Origin of the sequence: Pleomorphomonas sp. NRK KF1 (genome assembly GCF_023721755.1) — a bacterium.
Taxonomy (GTDB): Bacteria; Pseudomonadota; Alphaproteobacteria; order Rhizobiales; family Pleomorphomonadaceae; genus Pleomorphomonas.
The window spans coordinates 273,659-291,281 of the sequence record NZ_JAMDLH010000004.1; the positions used below are offsets into that span (position 1 = coordinate 273,659).

Here is a 17,623-nt window from a genome sequence, read left to right on the forward strand (position 1 = left end):
TGTTGGGTTGGAGGCGGCGTGTCGCCGCCTCCGGGCTGAGAGGAGATCGGCCATGACAAATCTTGCAAGGACCCCGGTGGAAACGCTCCACCACATCGCCGCCCTGTCCGAGCAGATGGCGCAGCAGGCCCAGCGTTGCGATCTGCCCTTCGTCGCCTACCTGCTGTCCATGGCGAGCCAGGAAGCGCGCGCCGAGCTGAAGAGGGCCGGCTTCCCCATCGCGGCCAGCCAGAGCGCCCACACCGGCAGCGTCGTGCAGTAGCCGAGACGCGCGGGGCCGAGCGCCCCGCCGCCCGCCCAAAAGGGCAGAAACATACATGAAATCAATGAGATGAAGCATACTGGCGAGCCCCGCTCGCCGGGCACGCTTAGGCACAATTGTCCATTTCGCCAGATCCGCCGCAGACTTTCCTTCGGTATGGATTTTAGTATAGTCCAACAGACTCAATATTGAATCTGCGTCATCGGAGTAAGCTGGCGTTCACTGCAAAGCTTCCACTATTGGTAATCTATCTGGGGTAGAATAGACGCTCGTCACGCGGAAATGGCAGGCCGAAATTGCTTCGCGAAATCGAAAAGATGAGGGACGCGCCCCATTCGGCGGTCTCGCCTCTTGAAATCATCATATTGATTATCGATGCGTTTTTGATCCTGTTCATCGCCGTGGCGACGCTGTCGGCCGCCGCGCAACTGAGCGTCAGGACGATCGAGAAGCAGCTCAGGATCCAGGCGAACATCGCCGACGTGATGTCCGACGAGATCAACTACGCCTTCCAGGCCATGGATCTGGTGCTCGTCGGCGTGGCGGACCATCTCAAATCCAGTGGCGTCGACGATCAGCTCTCCCTGATCGCCAAAACCACGACCCGGCCGGCCAACGAGATGCTGCGCGCGCGCAAGTCCGGCCTCGCCTTCCTGGACGCGCTCGCGGTGGTCGACGAAACCGGGCGTGTCCTGGCGTCCACCCGGACCTGGCCCATGCCCAACTTCAACTTCGGCGACCGGCCCTACTTCAAGGCGATGCAGAACCTGACCGGGCCTCCGACCTATCTGAGCCCACCGCTCTTCGGGCGTATCGCCGGCCGTCCCAACCTGGTGCTCACCCGTCGCCTCACCAGCGCCGACGGCGACTTCCTCGGCGTCGTCAACGCCGCTTCCGACCAGGGCTACTTCGCCAGCCGCCTGGCGCGCGTCGACGTCGGCAAGGGCAGCCTCATCGCCTTCATCCTCGACGACGGCACCGTCATGGCCCAGTCGCCGGCGCTCGTACTGGACATGGACGCGGAAGCCAATCCGCCGAGGCACGATGCCAACGCGCTGTTCGCCCTGCCCGCCGCCGGCGGGCTCGTTCCGGCCGGCATCCTCGGCGATGACGAGCGCTACGCCTCCGTCCGCCGGCTCGCCAGCTATCCGGCGTCGGTCGTCGTCAGCGTGGCGGCCCGGACCGTCAACGACGAAATCCGCCGCACGGTCATTCCGCTGGTGGTCACCGCCTTCGTGATCTCGGCGGTGATCCTGATCGTCACGGCGCTGTGGATCCGCCAGTTGCGGCGCGATCGCAGGCAGGCCGCCCTGCAGTATCGTCAGGCGCGCACCGACGTGATGACCGGCCTCGCCAACCGGCTGTGCTTCGTCGAGTGGCTGGAACGGCTCGACAGGGACGACGGCGTCTCGCCCTACGCGCTCTATTTCGCCGACCTCGACTATTTCAAGACCATCAACGACACGCTGGGCCATGACATCGGTGACAAGCTGCTGGCGGCCGTCGCCGGGCGGCTGGTCGAACATCTCGGTCCCACCGACCGCATCGCCCGCCTCGGCGGCGACGAGTTCGCCATCATCTGCATGGGCGTGATGGACGAGATCAACGCCCTCAGGATCGCCGACATCATCGTCTCCGCCATCGGGGAGCCGTTCGAGATCGAGGGCCATCACCTCACCATCTCCAGCTCCATCGGCATCTCGCTCTGCCCGCGCGACGGGCGCGACCTCGGCGCCCTCCTGAAGAACGCCGACCTCGCCCTGTTCAAGGCCAAGGCGGACGGCCGCGGCCTCATCCGCGTCTTCTCGGCCGAACTGGCGAGCGCCATGGAAACGCGCCGCGAGCTGCAGGCCGACCTCGACGAAGCCTGGGAGCTCGGGCAGTTCTACCTCGTCTACCAGCCGATCTACGAAGCGGCCGGCCGCCGCCTCGCCGGCTTCGAGGCCCTGTTGCGCTGGCGGCATCCGACGCGCGGCGCGGTGCCGCCCGACGAGTTCATCCCCGTCGCCGAGGAGACCGGCCTCATCAACCGCCTGGGCGCCTGGGTTCTGGAGAAGGCCTGCGCCGAGGCCATGACCTGGCCGGCGCCGCTGTTCGTCTCGATCAACCTGTCGCCGGTGCAGTTCCGCGCCGGCGCCATCGAGGCGCAGGTTCGCCGGGCGCTCCGGCTCTCTGGCCTGCCGAGCGAGCGGCTGGAGCTGGAGATCACCGAGTCGACGCTGCTCCAGATGGAAAGCGGGGTCGAGGCGGTTCTGAGCAACCTTCGCGACGCGCGCGTCAACATCGCGCTCGACGACTTCGGCACCGGCTATTCCTCGCTGCGCTACCTGATCGACTTCCAGATCGACCGCATCAAGGTCGACCGCTATTTCGTCGAAGGCGTCGCCGACAAGTCGTCCAGCCAGGCGATCATCCAGGCCATCCTGGCGCTCGCCTCCACCCTCGGCCTGCAATGCACCGCCGAAGGCATCGAAACCGAGGAACAGGCCGAGATCCTCGGCAACGGCGGCTGCACCCACCTCCAAGGCTACCTCCTCGGCCGCCCCCTGATGCCCGACCAGGCAAAGGCGCTGGCCCTCGCCGGCGAAAGGCGCGTCGAAGCGGGGTGAGGGCTGGAGAGGGAAGCGCGGTATGGGCGTCGGCGAGATCTATATCGGCGTCGCGCCCCTTCCGGCCTGAGGTACACCTTGAGCTCGCGCGCGAACTCAAGCGGCCTGCGCAAGGATGACAGCTTTATATAGAGGGGAGCAGTGGGATAGGCGCTCGCTGGGCTCCCACACGGCGTCACCGTCACGACGCGGAACACACCGCTCGCAAGTATATGCGCCCCGCTATCCGCTTGTATCCTATATATAAATTGTCATCCTTGCGCAGGCGAGGACCTCGGGCAGAAAAGGGCGAGCGGGATCTATAGGGCGCCCTCGCCTTTTGGAGCCTGATATGGGCCGAAGCGCCATCTCGTCCTGGGTCCTGGCCTTCGCCAGGATGACAGTTAATTGATATAAAACAATTAGATAGTATCTCATGCGGGTACCCCGGGGCAAATTCCCGGGCACGCAGGTGCGAGATTACGCAATCTCAATAATTTGGCGATGTTGTCGTCGCCTTCCGGGTGGAGCTTGTCAAGCTTGCCCGGGAATTTGCCCCGGGCGCCTCTTGTGGCCTACCCACCCGCCCATCGCATCACGAATGAGGCTCCCGCCCCCATCAAGCCGTCATCCTGGCGCAGGCGAGGACCTCAGGCAGAAAGAGGCGCGCGGGATCTATAGGGCGCCCCCAATCCACGGTTGCCTCACCCCCCGCATTTCCGCGAAGCTCACCCCATGAATCCGGGTTGGGTCTACATCGTCACCAACAAGCCGCAGGGCGTGCTCTACGTCGGCGTCACCTCCGATCTGGAGGGACGCATCTGGGAGCATCGCAATCACGTCTATCGCGGGTTTTCCGACAGCTACAACTGCACGCGACTGGTCTGGTACGAGGACTACGACGAGATCACCGACGCCATCGCGCGCGAAAAGCAGGTGAAGCACTGGAAACGCGAATGGAAGATCAAGGCGATCGAGGAGATGAACCCGGCGTGGGAGGATCTGTTCGAGACGATCATGTGGTGATGTGGGGAGACCGATATCGGCGTTGCGCCCTTTTCTGCCTGAGGTCCTCGCCTGCGCAAGGATGACACATCTATACGGAGGGGCGCTGGGATAAGCCGCTCGCGAAGCCCCGATGCGTCATCACCGCCACTACGCGGAACACAACGCCCGCAAGTGCACGCAACCGCTATCCGTTTGTATCCTATATATAAATTGTCATCCTTGCGAAAGCGAGGACCTCAGGACGAGAGGGCGCCGACGCCACTATCAAGCTCCCCTCACCCCACGCTCACCGCCCCTCTTGCATGCCCCCGGATCGCCGTGGGTGGGAAGCCGAAGCGGCGGCGGAAGCGGATGGCGAAGCGGGAGGCGGATTCGTAGCCGACTTCCAGCGCCACGCGGTTGACGGAGAGATCGGTCGATTGCAGCAGCAGCATGCCCTGGGCCATGCGCACGTCGGCGAGGAGATCGCCCAGCGTGGTTCCCTCGGCGGCAAGGCGGCGGCGCAGCGTCGCCTCGCTGACGGCGAGACGATCGGCCACCTCCGCCGCCGTCCAGCGCGCATCGGCAGAACCCTCGATCAGCCGCCGCACCCGCGTGGCAAAGCTCGGGCTCTCCGTCGACGAGAAGCGGATGCCCTGAAGTGACAGCCAGACCAGCACCTCGGTGAGCCGATGCCGCGCCACCGCCTCCGGCACGCCATCAACGTCGCCGATCGCTTCGATGGCACGGTCGAAGACCTCGGCAAAGCCCGCGTCCAGCCGGCCGAACGCCGCCACGCCCTGCACCGTCGCGCCCTCGCCGCTCCGCTCGAAGGAGGCGATGATCGAGGGGTCCCACACCAGCCAGCGCGCGCCATAGCGGCCGGCGTCCGACAGGCGGTTGGTCACGTCGAAGGTCTGTCCGCCGGCCAGCGCCACGCCCTCGCCGCCCGCCACCGTCCACGACCCGCCGGGCGCCTCCAGGATCTTCGAGCCGTGATCGACCACGATCAGCGTCGGACGGTCGACGATGACGCGGCTGAACCGGAGGTCGCAGCCCTGGGCGACGCTGGCCGTGAAGCCGACGCCGGGGCGGTTGAGCAGCGCCTTCGAATGATCGCTCATGCCGCCCCCCTGTGGATGGCGCAGAGCTTGTTGCCGTCGGGGTCGCGCACATAGGCGAGATACACCGGCCCGACCACGGGATTGTCGCGCACGCCCGGCGGGTCCTCGATGGAGACGCCGCCATGGGCCACCGCCACGTCGTGAAAGGCCCTGACACCCTCGGGCGAGGCGCAGCGGAAAGCAATGGTGCCGCCGTTGGCAGGGCTCGCCGGACGATCGTCGATCGGCTGGCTGACGCAGAACGACCCGCCGTCGTGCCGGTAGAACAACCTGACATGGCCACTCGCCGCCACGTTGCGAACCGCCTCCCCCGCCCCCAGCGTGCCGAGCACCGCGTCGTAGAAGTCCTTGGACCGCTCGATGTCGTTCGAGCCGACCACCACGTGGTTGATCATGTTCCCGCTCCGAATTGCCGATGACGGGAACCTAGCACCGTTCACGGCCAATTTCGGTGCGATGTCGCTCCCTTTCGGTGCCGATCCGATCAGGATGGAGGGGAAGCGCCGCCCGATATCGGCCGCTCGCCTCGCCAAAAGAAAAACCGGCCCGAACGTGTCGAGCCGGTCCCGCCTGAGGTGGTTTTGGCGATCAGTTGGCGGCGGCGGCGCCGGCCTGGGCAACGGCCATGTCATCCTCGACGGACGAACCGGACACGCCGATCGCGCCGATGATGACGCCGTCCTTGTCCTTGATCAGCTCGCCGCCGCCGAAGACCACGAGGCCGTCGTTGGTGACTTCGATGCCGTAGAGCGGTTGGCCAACCTGGGCCAGATCGCCGAGATCCTTGGTCGGCATGTTGAACAGGCGGGCCGTCTTGGCCTTCTTGATCGAAATGTCGACGCTGCCGAGGAAGGCGCCTTCCATGCGGGCGAAGGCCTTGAGGTTGCCGCCGGCATCGACGATGGCGATGTTCATCAGCGTGCCCTGCTCCATGGCCTTGGCCTTGGCGGCGGCGATGGCCTTGTCGGCCTGCTCAAGGGTGATGTCACCCGGCAGGATCAGCTTGGAGGCATCGGCGGCGAGAGACGCGCCGGCCATCAGAGTGGCAAGCGCGAATGCAATAACGGCTTTACTGGACATAGTAACTCCTCCTGCAAAGACCGGGCGCCTCTCCTCATCCGGCAAGTTGACATTTACGCTTTCACGCGGAATGCTTTTCGAACAAGAGCCTGTCCGGCGAACTCTGGTTCGCCAACAAGCTCTATCTCATTGTTGTCGCATTGTTTTTGCGGAAAACCGGTTTCCACTTTTCCGCACAATGCTCTAGAGCCCGCAGTGCCGGAACACCACGACCCGCCCACTTTGCACCCGCGCGTTAAGGTGTAACATTGAAAAATATACCGATCCAACACTATCCATCGCCTGGGTATTTTCCCGGATGGATGTCGATCCGGCATGGGATGGTGACGAACGGGCTATCCATCCGCACTCGGACGGCTCGGGAAATGGCGGCCATCGAACCGGCCATTCTCGCAGGAGAAGTCTCTCGCCGAAATCTGCAAATACCTGAAATCATGGGACTTCATTGAGGCTTGTCGCCACCCTGCAAGCGGACAGAAAGCAGGCCGGATGACGTTCCTCGCCGAGGTCGTTCTCCAACACCCCGGCGCCAGTGTGCCGAGCACCGCGCCATGGAAGCGCCTGGAGCGCCCGACATCGCTCGCGCCGACCATGACGTGCCGGATCACGGCGCCCGTCCCATTGAGATGACGATGATACAGATCCAACATCAATGAGAGCCATATTGGCGCAAGGCGGCTCCCCTTCCGTGACGATCCGATCAGATGGTAGAGACGGAACGCCCGCCCGGCGGCATCCGTGCATCCGGTTCCGAGTTCGCCCCGGGAACACGTCGTGGTTACACGCCCTTGCTGGCACACGGGAAAACAGCAAGACTGACCGCTATGCCCAGGCGAAACACCGCCTCCTCAACGCCACCGATGGCGTCGGTGCGTCGCCGTGAAATGGGCCGGACACTCGGCTTTCGGTTCCGGAAAATGGAACCGGGCCACAGTCACTGGCAGAGAGCATCATGCGTTTGTTGAAGTCTTGGATCGTTGCCGTCGTCGCTGTCGTCGCCAGTCTCTCGTTGACCGAGGCTTATGCTGCCGAAGAGGCCCATTTCAAAACGCCGGAAGAGGCCGTTACCGGCTTCTTGGATGCGGTGAAGAAACAGGATTTCGAGGCCATTCTGGCGACGACCGCCGTCGATCGCATGAGCGAGGGCTACGACTTCGTGGCGCAAGCCGGGCAGCTCAAGGTGATCATGCCCTCTTTCGCGATGCCGGCCAACGATCCCTTTTTCATCTCGGTCAACAAAGCGTTCTACGCGGGTATGATGGCAAAAGATGTCCAGTTTCTCACTTACAGTCTGATGCTGGCGAACAATCCTGTGATCATAGACACGCTTCTGGAGGGCCATTCCTACGCCAATCCAGACTACCCGACAGCTGCGTGGGATATGTTCGACGCTGTACAGGCAGAGCGCCTGTCAGAACTTTCAATTTCGAAAATCGGCACCCCGTTGCCGGAAGAAGTGAACAGCGAACGGCAACAGCGCCTTTTCTCCGGACACGCCAAGTTGTTTCAGGGTGACGCCGAAACCGAACGCGTCGCCCTTCTTTCGTTCGACGGCCGCGATTTCCTGGTCGGCTTCAGTCTGATCCGCTTCGGCGACGACTGGCTTGTCGAGGGGACGAGGCCGTGGGTAGCTAAGACCAATCGCATGGGGGGCGCCAAGCGGACCACGCCGGATGAATTCGAAGCGCTCATCCGCTAGGCATTCGCCGAAGAATCAGCAAAACTGGCAGCCCGGCGAATGCTCTGGATCGCAGGGGGTGCCTGATAATGCCCACAGTGCCCTTTTCTGCCTGAGGTCCTGCGCCTTCGCGCAGGACCTCAGGCAGAACGGAACGAGCGGTCGATATAGCGCTCCCCTCCCACCAACAGCTCGAAACGCCGACCCGGCTTCCCCAGATCGGCGCTCCTATTCTTGGCACGTAGGGCTCGCAGAGCCTGGAGCGAAACTCGCTGGGGTGCGGCATCCCTGGGCATCCGCTTGGCCCGAAAAGTCTGCAACTTTTCGGGCGGATGCCCTTGGCGACGAGCGCGAGAACCGGAGCGGAGCGGACTTCGAGCAACGCCAGCAAAAGTGGGAACCGGTTTTGCGTCCGGCGTTGCGTCCTAGAAAACAGCCCGTGAGCACCGGAAGCGCAGCACTCTAAGCTAGCTGCCCGCCCCAGCGGATTTCGACCAGGCGAAGAGAGCCTGAAGCGAAATTCGCTGGGGTGCGGCAGATAGCGACGAGTGCGAGAACCGGAGCGGAGCGAACTTAAGGTTCGTGAGCACCGGAAGCGCAGCACTCTAGGCTAGCTGCCCGCCCCAGCGGATTTCGGCCAGGCTCTAGAAGAAGCCCAGCTTCTTGGGGTTGTAACTGACCAGCAGGTTCTTGGTCTGCTGATAGTGGTCGAGCATCATGGAGTGGGTTTCGCGGCCAATGCCCGACTGCTTGTAGCCGCCGAAGGCCGCGTGGGCCGGGTAGGCGTGGTAGCAGTTGGTCCAGACGCGGCCGGCCTGGATGTTGCGGCCGAAGCGGTAGAGGCGGTTGGCGTCGCGGCTCCAGACGCCGGCCCCGAGGCCATAGAGCGTGTCGTTGGCGATCTCCAGCGCCTCGTCCTCGTCCTTGAAGGTGGTGACGGAGACCACCGGGCCGAAGATCTCTTCCTGGAACACGCGCATCTTGTTGTTGCCCTGGAAGACGGTCGGCTGCACGTAGTAGCCGCCTTCGAGATCGCCGCCGAGGTGGGCGCGCGCACCGCCGGTCAGCACCTTGGCGCCCTCCTCACGGCCGATGTCGAAATAGCCGAGGATCTTGTTGAGCTGCTCCTCGGAGGCCTGGGCGCCGATCATCGTCTCCGGGTCGAGCGGGCTGCCCTGCTTGATGGCGTGCACGCGGGTCAGCGCCCGCTCGATGAACTTGTCGTAGATGCTTTCCTGTACCAGGGCGCGGCTCGGACAGGTGCAGACCTCGCCCTGGTTGAGGGCGAACATCACGAAGCCCTCGATGGCCTTGTCGAAGAAGTCGTCATCCTCGGCCATAACGTCGGCGAAGAAGATGTTGGGCGACTTGCCGCCCAGCTCCAGCGTCACCGGGATCAGGTTCTGTCCGGCATACTGCATGATCAGCCGGCCGGTGGAGGTCTCGCCGGTGAAGGCGATCTTGGCGACGCGCTTCGACGATGCCAGCGGCTTGCCCGCCTCGAGGCCGAAGCCGTTGACGACGTTGAGCACGCCCGGCGGCAACAGGTCGCCGATGATCTCCATCAGCACGAGGATCGAGGCCGGCGTCTGCTCGGCCGGTTTCAGCACCACGCAGTTGCCGGCGGCCAGCGCCGGGGCGAGCTTCCAGGCGGCCATCAGGATGGGGAAGTTCCAGGGAATGATCTGGCCGACGACGCCGAGCGGCTCGTGGAAGTGATAGGCGATGGTGTCATGGTCGATCTCGCTGAGCGTGCCTTCCTGGGCGCGCAGGCAGCCGGCGAAATAGCGGAAATGGTCGATGGCCAAGGGAATGTCGGCGGCCGTCGTCTCGCGGATCGGCTTGCCGTTGTCCCAGGTCTCGGCCAGCGCCAGGCGACCGAGGTTCTCCTCCATGCGGTCGGCGATGCGGTTGAGGATGTAGGCGCGCTGGGCGACGTTGGTCTTGCCCCAGGCCTCGCGGGCGGCGTGCGCCGCGTCCAGCGCCGCCTCGATGTCGGCGGCTTCCGAGCGCGCCACTTCGCAAAGCTTCTGGCCGGTGATCGGCGACAGGTTGTCGAAGGTGCGCCCGCTCAGCGCGTCCTTGAACTCGCCGCCGATGTAGTTGCCATACTTGGTGCGGAACGGCAGGTCGGCGGCCTTGACGGTGCTCTGATAGGTCATCTTGTCCTCCCAGACAGGGCGCGCGTTGATCGCGCTGTCCGGAGAGTTGCGTACGCAAAATCCAATATCCAGCCGGCTCACCACCGCTGCTGGCCGCCAGTGTCGCAGTTCTGCGACAGTCGGATGAGGGGATGTGGATCAGCCTAGGCGTGGGCGACCCGCTCATGCAAACCGAGCTTGTTCAGTTTGCGGTGGAGGGTCGCGCGGCTGATGCCGAGCAACTCGGCGGCGTGCGACACGTTGCCGCGCGCCCGGGCAAGCGCCCGCTGAACCACCGCCCGCTCACCGGCGGCGAGGTCGTCGGCCTCCCTCTCGCGAGCGATCAGATCGCCGATCGGCGTGTGTCCCTTGAGATCCGCCGCGCTGAGGCCGAGCAACTGCCGGGCGGCGCGGGTGGCGCCGACGATCAGCTCGTGCCCGTCGACGGCGATGAGCGCATCGGCCCGCCCCTCGGGCGACGGCGCCAGAACGATGCGTTTCCCGGGGAAGGCGCGGCGGAACAGATCGCACTCGACGCGCCGCGCGGCGTCGACCACCGACTGGGCGATCAGCGTCAGGAAGCCCTCGGTCAGGTCGGCCCGGCAGGAGGAGACGTCGATCACCGCCGCCAACTGCCCGTCGGCGTCGTGGATCGGCGAGGAGGTGCAACTGAGCAGCGCGTTGCGGCTGAAGAAATGCTGGTCGCGATGGATGGTCACCGGCCGCTGCTCGGCGATGGCGGTGCCGATGCCGTTGGTGCCCTGGCTGTCCTCGCTCCATGGGGTGCCGATCCACAGGCCCCAGGCGCTGAAGGTGGCGTCGTCGCCGGCCGCGCCCCGCCGTTCCAGCGGCACGCCGTTGCGGTCGGCCAGAAGCACGCAGCAGCCGACGCCGCCGACGGCCGCATGCAGCCGGTCCATGGCGCTTTCCGCGCAGGCGATCAGCGGCTCCAGCGGCTGCCGGGCCAGCGTGATCTCCTGCTCGGTCAACCGCCAGACCGGCGGGCGCGGCGCCGCCGGATCGAGCTTATGCAGCTCCTGCGACCGGTGCCACGACGCGGCGACGACCGAGCGGACCGCCCCGCCGGCGGCCAGCGTGTCCCTGATGTGCCGTGCGTGACGTTCCTCCGACCTGTCCACGCTTTTCCTCCTCGAGAAGCGTTGGCCACGACGTTCCGATAGTCCTCCAACCACCAACCTGGAGCGCCGGTCCGGTTCCGTCAGACCGAACGGCGTCCTAAGGGAAACTCCCAATAAGGGGACCCTTCATAATCTTGTTTTCCGAGGTAGACAATTCGCCCAAAGGACTCGGCGCGAGCGATGAACCGACGCCAGGTTGCGGCGAGAGTGATCGGCGATATCAGGGGGCCATGCGCGTTGGCCGCCTGATATCTCCCTCAGCACCTTCTCGTCCCGAGGTTCTGCGCCTTCGCGCAGAATGACAAGCTATGTAACTGTTTTCATTAATATAATACTGTCATCCTGCGCGAAGGCGCAGGACCTCGGGCAGAATGGAGCGAGCCACCGATATCCCGCTCCCCTCACCGGCTGAAAAGCAACCGGCCCGCGATGGTAACGAACGGCGTGCTCAGGCCGTCCGCCCCTCCACGTGGCGCTTGAAGTTGTCGAGGATCGCCTGCCAGCCGGCGCGCTGGTACTCCTCCGGAAAGGTCGTCTCGGGATCGAAGCTGACGCTGACGTGGACGCCCTCCGGCCGCTCATGGAACAGCACCTCGGCCGTCCGGTCGCCGAACGCGTACTCGATGCGCTCTTCGGGCACGATCCTCGTATAGGTGCCGGCGAAGTCGAAGCCCTGGCTGCCGTCCTTCGCCTCCATGCGCGAGGAGAACGCCCCGCCCTCGCGGAGGTCGACGCTGGCCGTGGTGGTGTGCCAGTCGTCGGAGGCGGCGTTCCACGCCTTGATGTCCTCCGGGTTCACATAGGCCCGCCACACCTCGGCGATCGGCGCGGCAACGGTGGTTTCAACGGTGATGCGCATGGTTTTCCCTCCTCTTTGATTGGCAGTGACACGCAGTCGCGGCGATTTCCGTCGGGATCGGCGCGAGTGAAGGTGAGAGGGCGCACGATACTTGCCGTTCGCCCCTTTCTGCCCGAGGTCCTGCGCCTTCGCGCAGGATGACAAGATTATATAATAAAAACAAATATCTAGCTGTCATCCTGCGCGCAGGCGCAGGACCTCAGGACGAGTAGAGCAATCGGCCAATATAGCGCTGCCGCTCAAGCGCTCCCCCCGAAACTCGCCGAGGCGTGGCAGCTCGTAAATAGCGCTCTAGCGCCCGACAAACGTCCCCCTCCAGGCGCCTCCCGCCAGCCTGATCTCGTCGTTGACGATGGGGGCCGACAGGGTGGAGGGCAGCACCATCCTTGTGACCATCGGGACATTCTTCGTGGCCTTGGTGTTCTTCAAGGTCACCGTCGTCGCGCCTCCGGACCGACAGACGGACGCCTTCCCGGTCAGCCACAGCTCGCCGGCCTTGCTGGCCGAATAGACGAGACCGCCCGCTCCGTCGGCGATGACGATCTTGAGCGGCTTGCCATCATCGGCGGTCGCCTCCAGCCAATGTGCCTTTATGCCCTTGGCCTTGAGCTCGGTGACGGATGTGAGGCAGGTGGCGTGAGCAAGCGTGGCCCCGCTGAAAACGAAGAGGCAAGCAAGCCATCCGAGCTTGGTCGGGCTCATGGTCTTCTCCCGGGGCAGTTCGGCGAAGCGGGAACCGGTTTCGCGCCGTTTTCCTTGCGGACTCCCCTACCCCTCTAGCGCCGCCTCATATCGGGCAAATGACGCTTCCACCCTCTCCTTCGCGTCGCCGATCATCTCCTTGCCCTCGAAGGAGCCGTAGAGATCGGCGAACGCCAGCGGGTCGACCTTGGCCTTCAGCCGGGCCAGCGACCTGCGCCCCAGCGGGATGGCGTTGGGATAGCTGTACATGAAGCTGGCGATGCGCCTGTCCATGCCGATCTGGATGGCGTCGCCGGGGAAGAGGCTGCCGCCGGGGCGCGGCCCGTTTTTCCACAGAAGCCCGCTGCTGCCCTCGAAATGGCCGGGCAGATGCACGAGGTCGATGGCGTCGGTGAGCGGGAAACGATCGCCGTCCCAGAAGCGCAGGTAGGGGCTGTCGAAACTCACCCAATCCTCGTCCGCCTCGTGGAGGTAGATCGGCACGCCACCCAGCGCGACGCTCCACTCCAGCATGGCCGAATAGAAGTGCGGATGCGAAATGGCGATGGCCTGAACCCCGCCCCCGTCCCCGGCCATCCCGGCGATCCGGCCCACGGCGGCGTCGGTCACCGTGGGCAGGCATTCCCACATCACCATGCCGCCCGCCTGGGGGATCAGGAAGGCGCGCTGGCCGATGGCAAAGCGCGGCGAAAGCTGCAGCGTCATCACCCCCACGGCATCCTCGAAGCGGATCTCGTGGCCTGCGGCCACCTCGGCCGAGCTGGTCCAACGCTGCCCGCCCCAGCCGACATATTGCCGTTCGTCCTGGCAGATGGGGCAGCCCTCCATCCGCTCGGCCTCGGGATATTGCGTGCCGCAGGTGACGCAGACGGGAACCTTTGACAGCTGAGGACGGTTGATATGGGTCATTGCCTTGCATCCGTCGACAGAGTTATCTTGACATCAAGATAACAGGAGACGTCTTGATGTCAAGACAACCGGACGGTGCGCAGGACGGCGTCGACGCGCGGCGCGCGCAATGGGCGGCCGAGCTGCCCGATCTCGACACGGCCGGCATGGCCATTCTCGGCCGCATGCGCTGGATCACCCTCAGCCTGCGCCCGCCGATCGAGGCGATCTTCCGAAAATACGGCATCGACAGCGGCGAGTTCGACGTCATCGCCACGCTGCGCCGCTCCGGCCCGCCCTATTGCCTGCGCCCCACCGAGCTCTACCGCTGGCTGATGATCTCCTCCGGCGGCCTCACCGCCCGCCTCGCCCGCCTCGAAAAGGCCGGCCTTATCACCCGCCTGCCCGACCCGGACGACGCCAGGAGCATGCTGGTCCAGCTGACGCCCGAAGGCGCCGACCTCACCGAACGCGCCTTCCGCGAAGACATGGCCTTCGAAAGCAAGGTCCTCGCCGCCCTGACGGCGAACGAACAGGCGACGCTGGAAAGCCTGCTCCGCAAACTGGCCCTGTCGGACCTCAACCCGGAGGTGGGGACGCCAAGCTGAGGGATGGGGCGCCCTATATCCGCCTCGCGCCCCACTCGTCCTGAGGTCCTGCGCCTTCGCGCAGGATGACAATCTATGTATGTGTTTTCATTTATATAAAGCCGTCATCCTGCGCGAAGGCGCAGGACCTCAGGACGAGAAATCTCAGGCGCCTATATCGGTCTCCAGAAGATAGCCCTCACTCCGCCGCGCCATGCTGAACCGGCTCCACCCGAACCGCCAACCCAAGCGCCTTGGTAATGGCCATGAAGTTCGCCAGGGTCGGGTTGCCGCCTTCGGACAGCGCCACATAAAGGTTCTGCCGCCCGAGGCCGGTATCGCGGGCGAGCTTGCTCATCCCCTGCGCCCGGGCGATCACGCCGAGGGCATGGGTGACGAGCGCCGGATCGCCGTCCTCGAACGCAGCCTCCAGATAAGCGGCGATGTCATCACCGGTTTGAAGATGCTCGGCAGTGTCGAACGGCTTGGTCTGATGGTTTGTGCCCATGACTAATTGTCCTGTTTAACGGACAAAAGGCAAGCTGGAACTCCCGTCGCTCTATAGCGTCGTCGCGCTCCATCCTGCCCGAGATCCACCTTGAATTCACACGTGAATTCAAGCCTGCTTCCGCAGAGGAGGACAGCTTGATGGAGACGGGAGACAGAGGATCAAGCTCGACATAACTTGTTGTTATATATCAATTAACTGTCATCCTGCGCGAAGGCGCAGGACCTCGGGACGAGACGGCGCGCCGCCCATATCGTGCTCCTTCTCCCCCTCCCACCTTCCCATCTCGGCGATCGCCCCCATATGTCCCTGATACCCCCTTCCGGAACACGAGGCCCCGTCATGCCAAAACGCGCCGGCATCGAGGAAATCAGGAGTTTTTACGCCCGGCTGATGGGCGCCGCCAGCAAGTGGTCCGACCCCCGGCTCGCGCGGGCTTTCGAGACCATCCCGCGCGAGGCCTTCTGCCCTCCGGGGCCCTGGCGCATCGTCTTCCACGGCCGCCCCGTCGACACGCCGAGCGCCGACCCCGCCTATCTCTACCAGGATGTGCTGGTGACGCTGGACGCGGCCAAGGGCATCAACAACGGCGAGCCTTCCCTGCACGCCGCCTGGATGGGCGCCGTCGCCCCTCAGGCCGGCGAGGCGGTGACCCACGTCGGGGCCGGCGCCGGCTACTACACCGCCATCCTGCAGATGCTGGTGCTGCCCACCGGCTCGGTCACCGCCTTCGAGATCGACGAGCGCCTCGCCGAGCTCGCCCGCCGCAACCTCGCCCCCATGGAGGGCGTGACGGTGGTGACCGGCGACGCCACGGCCCAGCCGCTGCCGAAATCCGACGTGATCTACGTGAACGCCGGCGTCGCCGCGCCGCCGGTCGACTGGCTCGACGCCCTCAACCCCGAGGGGCGGCTGATCTTCCCCTGGCGACCGAGCGAGGACATCGCCGTGACGCTGCTCGTCAGGGCCTGCAACGGCGGCTTCGCCGTCACCCCCCTGATGCGCGCCTGGTTCATCCCCTGCGTCGGCGCCTCCGACGAGGTGAAACCCCAGAAGCTGCCGGAAAGCCCCGCCGCCGTCCGCGCCCTCCGCTCCATCTGGCGCACCACCGACCGCACCCCCGACGACACCGCCCTCGCCATCTATCGCGATGTGTGGTTCTCGTCGGAAAAGCTGGAGGGGGGCGCGTAAGGGGAGCTCTATGTCGGCGGCTTGCCCCCGGGGGCGCCCTATATGAGCCGCGCGCCCCTTTCTGCCCGAGGTCCTCGCCTGCGCAAGGATGACAATTTATATATAGGATACAAGCGGGCAGCGGTTGAATGCATTTGCAAGCGCTGTGTTCCGCGTAGTGGCGGTGATGATACAGCGGGGCTTCGCGGGCGGCTTATCCCAATGCCCCTCTATATAGATGTGTCATCCTTGCGCAGGCGAGGACCTCGGGCAGAAAGGGGCGCAAGGCCGATATAGGTCTCCCTCTCCTCCCCCTCCCCCTAATCCTCATACCGCCCCGTGCCCTCGCGGTCCCTTTCGTAGCTGTGTTTCAGCGAGAACTGCGGCAGCCAGCTTTCGTGGCGGATGGACCATAGTTCGTAGGTGGGCGTCAGCTGGTTGGGGGCGTCGAGCGAACCCAGGCTCACCTCCACCTCGTCGCCGCTTACGCCGAACACCGACGAGCCGCAGCGCGGGCAGAAGTGCCGCCCCTTGTAATCGGAGGTTTCGCCCTTCACCTCCACCGCCTCCTCGGGAAAGATCGCCGAGGCGTGGAACAGCGCGCCGCTGTGCTTGCGGCAGTCGATGCAGTGGCAGAGGCCCACCCTATAGGGCCGCCCCGTTGCCTTGAGACGCACGGCGCCGCACAGGCACCCGCCTTCGAACTCCGTCATACCGGCCTCCTCCAGCCTGAAGGCTCCATCAACCCGGCGCGCCGCGCCCCGGTTCCCGCACCGCCCTACAATACCAGCGCCGGCCCCTCCTCGGCCTGGCTGTCCGGCTCCACGTGGATGGTGATGGTCACGTCGCCGAACTCCTCGCGCAGGGCGTCCTCGATGGCGTCGCATTTGGCGTGCGCCTCGTTGACGGTGATCGTGCCGGGCACCACCAGGTGGCAGTCGACGAAGGTCATGCGGCCGGCGTGGCGCGTCCTGAGGTCGTGCACCTCTATGACGCCGTCCGTGGCGGTGGCGATCACCGTGCGCATCCGCGACAGCTGCTCTTCCGGCACCGCCTCGTCCAGCAGCCCGCTCAGCGACGAGGTCACCACATTCCAGCCCGAACGGAGAATGTTGATCGCCACCAGCCCGGCCAGGATGGGGTCGAGCACGTACCAGCCGGTCAGCACCGCCAGCAGCACGCCCACCACCACCGCGCCCGACGACAAGACGTCGGAGAGAAGGTGGTGCCCGTCGGCCACCAGCGCCGGCGACTTGTGCCGCCGCCCCCAGACGATCAGCACCCAGCACCACAGCCCGTTGATGGCCGTCGCCAAGCCGTTGACCAGAAGGCCCTCGAAGGGCGCATCCAGCGGGCGCGGCGACAACAGGCCCTTCCAGGCCTCGTTCATGATCAGCACGGCGGCGACGATGATCATCGCCCCCTCGATCACCGCGCTGAAGAACTCCGCCTTGTAGTGGCCATAGGGGTGGGCGGCGTCGGCCGGCGCGGCGGCGACGCGGATGGCGACCAGCGCCACCAGCGCCGTCACCACGTTGACGATGCTCTCGAGCGCATCCGACAGCAGCGCCACCGAGCCGGTCAGCCAGTAGGCGAAGGCCTTCAGCGCCAGCACCGAAATGCCCACGGCAAGGCTGCCGATGGCGAGATGGGTGGTGGTCGTGGTCATGGAGCTCTCCGGAAGACGCGGCGTAGCGGGCATAGAGCGCTATTCGATCTGATTGAATCAGATCGGCGCTCTATACTCTTGTTTGGGAAGCATCATCTTTTCGACCCTCGTTTCACTCCGGTCGGATGATGCTCTAGCGCCCTATCCGCCCCCGGTCCACCTTCGAGACGCCCGCCTTTCGGCTACGGCCATGAAACGCCAACGGGTTCCCCGCACCGTTTCGGCAGGGGGAACCCGAGGA

General features: G+C 65.0%; 17 protein-coding genes. 6 read left to right on the forward strand and 11 right to left on the reverse strand.

The genetic code is table 11. From position 1 onward, the window contains the following. Nucleotides 1–52 precede the first annotated feature (52 nt). The 3 genes from M4J39_RS12710 (at nt 53) to M4J39_RS12720 (ending at nt 3,876) form a co-directional block, all read left to right on the forward strand. A complete protein-coding gene (locus M4J39_RS12710) occupies nt 53–262 on the forward strand; it encodes a hypothetical protein (RefSeq protein ID WP_251728364.1) in 210 nt (69 codons plus the stop codon). Nucleotides 263–579: 317 nt separating this feature from the next. Further along, the gene (locus M4J39_RS12715; protein ID WP_251728366.1) at nt 580–2,871 is read left to right on the forward strand and encodes an EAL domain-containing protein; all 2,292 of its coding nucleotides are present in this window, start codon (nt 580–582) and stop codon (nt 2,869–2,871) included. 714 nt (nt 2,872–3,585) lie between these two features. Then, the gene (locus M4J39_RS12720; protein ID WP_251728368.1) at nt 3,586–3,876 is read left to right on the forward strand and encodes a GIY-YIG nuclease family protein; all 291 of its coding nucleotides are present in this window, start codon (nt 3,586–3,588) and stop codon (nt 3,874–3,876) included. A gap of 257 nt (nt 3,877–4,133) precedes the next feature. Here M4J39_RS12720 and M4J39_RS12725 read toward each other — a convergent pair whose 3' ends face one another. The 3 genes from M4J39_RS12725 to M4J39_RS12735 all read right to left on the reverse strand — a co-directional run bounded on the left by M4J39_RS12725 (nt 4,134) and on the right by M4J39_RS12735 (nt 5,999). Next, nucleotides 4,134–4,961: a helix-turn-helix transcriptional regulator gene (locus M4J39_RS12725; RefSeq protein WP_251728370.1), complete on the reverse strand. Its 828-nt coding sequence runs from the start codon at nt 4,959–4,961 to the stop codon at nt 4,134–4,136. Further along, on the reverse strand, nt 4,958–5,356 hold the full coding sequence (locus tag M4J39_RS12730) for a VOC family protein (protein WP_251728372.1): 399 nt from the start codon (nt 5,354–5,356) through the stop codon (nt 4,958–4,960). Before M4J39_RS12730 ends, M4J39_RS12725 begins: the two co-directional genes overlap by 4 nt. Nucleotides 5,357–5,549: 193 nt before the next feature. Further along, nucleotides 5,550–5,999 carry a heme-binding protein gene (locus M4J39_RS12735; protein WP_251728637.1) on the reverse strand — a complete coding sequence of 150 codons (450 nt, stop codon included), beginning with the start codon at nt 5,997–5,999 and terminating at the stop codon, nt 5,550–5,552. A 994-nt stretch (nt 6,000–6,993) separates the two neighbouring features. On the opposite strand from M4J39_RS12735, the gene M4J39_RS12740 reads away from it, so the two are divergent. After that, nucleotides 6,994–7,740 carry a hypothetical protein gene (locus M4J39_RS12740; protein WP_251728374.1) on the forward strand — a complete coding sequence of 249 codons (747 nt, stop codon included), beginning with the start codon at nt 6,994–6,996 and terminating at the stop codon, nt 7,738–7,740. A 623-nt stretch (nt 7,741–8,363) separates the two neighbouring features. On the opposite strand, the gene adh is transcribed toward M4J39_RS12740, so the two are convergent. The 5 genes from adh to M4J39_RS12765 form a co-directional block, all read right to left on the reverse strand. Beyond that, on the reverse strand, nt 8,364–9,881 hold the full coding sequence (gene adh / locus M4J39_RS12745; protein WP_251728376.1) for an aldehyde dehydrogenase: 1,518 nt from the start codon (nt 9,879–9,881) through the stop codon (nt 8,364–8,366). Between the two features lie 143 nt (nt 9,882–10,024). Then, nucleotides 10,025–10,999 (reverse strand): GAF domain-containing protein, encoded by a 975-nt coding sequence (locus M4J39_RS12750; protein WP_251728378.1) that lies wholly within the window; start codon nt 10,997–10,999, stop codon nt 10,025–10,027. Nucleotides 11,000–11,447: 448 nt separating this feature from the next. Next, entirely contained in the window at nt 11,448–11,858 is a 411-nt protein-coding gene (locus M4J39_RS12755) for an SRPBCC family protein (protein WP_251728380.1), read from the reverse strand. A gap of 291 nt (nt 11,859–12,149) precedes the next feature. Next, entirely contained in the window at nt 12,150–12,560 is a 411-nt protein-coding gene (locus M4J39_RS12760) for a hypothetical protein (protein ID WP_251728382.1), read from the reverse strand. Between the two features lie 66 nt (nt 12,561–12,626). Continuing rightward, complete coding sequence (locus tag M4J39_RS12765; protein ID WP_251728384.1) at nt 12,627–13,469, reverse strand: MBL fold metallo-hydrolase; 843 nt, start codon at nt 13,467–13,469, stop codon at nt 12,627–12,629. Nucleotides 13,470–13,525: 56 nt separating this feature from the next. Between M4J39_RS12765 and M4J39_RS12770 the strand changes: the two genes are divergently transcribed. After that, nucleotides 13,526–14,056 (forward strand): MarR family winged helix-turn-helix transcriptional regulator, encoded by a 531-nt coding sequence (locus M4J39_RS12770; protein ID WP_251728386.1) that lies wholly within the window; start codon nt 13,526–13,528, stop codon nt 14,054–14,056. A 178-nt stretch (nt 14,057–14,234) separates the two neighbouring features. Here the strand turns inward: M4J39_RS12770 and M4J39_RS12775 are convergent, their stop codons facing one another. After that, the gene (locus M4J39_RS12775) at nt 14,235–14,543 is read right to left on the reverse strand and encodes an addiction module antidote protein (RefSeq protein ID WP_251728388.1); all 309 of its coding nucleotides are present in this window, start codon (nt 14,541–14,543) and stop codon (nt 14,235–14,237) included. A gap of 342 nt (nt 14,544–14,885) precedes the next feature. Here M4J39_RS12775 and M4J39_RS12780 point away from each other — a divergent pair, with 342 nt between their 5' ends. Further along, nucleotides 14,886–15,734 (forward strand): protein-L-isoaspartate O-methyltransferase, encoded by an 849-nt coding sequence (locus tag M4J39_RS12780; protein WP_251728390.1) that lies wholly within the window; start codon nt 14,886–14,888, stop codon nt 15,732–15,734. Nucleotides 15,735–16,033: 299 nt separating this feature from the next. Here M4J39_RS12780 and M4J39_RS12785 read toward each other — a convergent pair whose 3' ends face one another. Both M4J39_RS12785 and M4J39_RS12790 read right to left on the reverse strand, forming a co-directional pair. Further along, a complete protein-coding gene (locus M4J39_RS12785) occupies nt 16,034–16,426 on the reverse strand; it encodes a GFA family protein (protein WP_251728392.1) in 393 nt (130 codons plus the stop codon). 65 nt (nt 16,427–16,491) lie between these two features. Next, on the reverse strand, nt 16,492–17,382 hold the full coding sequence (locus M4J39_RS12790) for a cation diffusion facilitator family transporter (protein WP_251728394.1): 891 nt from the start codon (nt 17,380–17,382) through the stop codon (nt 16,492–16,494). Nucleotides 17,383–17,623 lie beyond the last annotated feature (241 nt).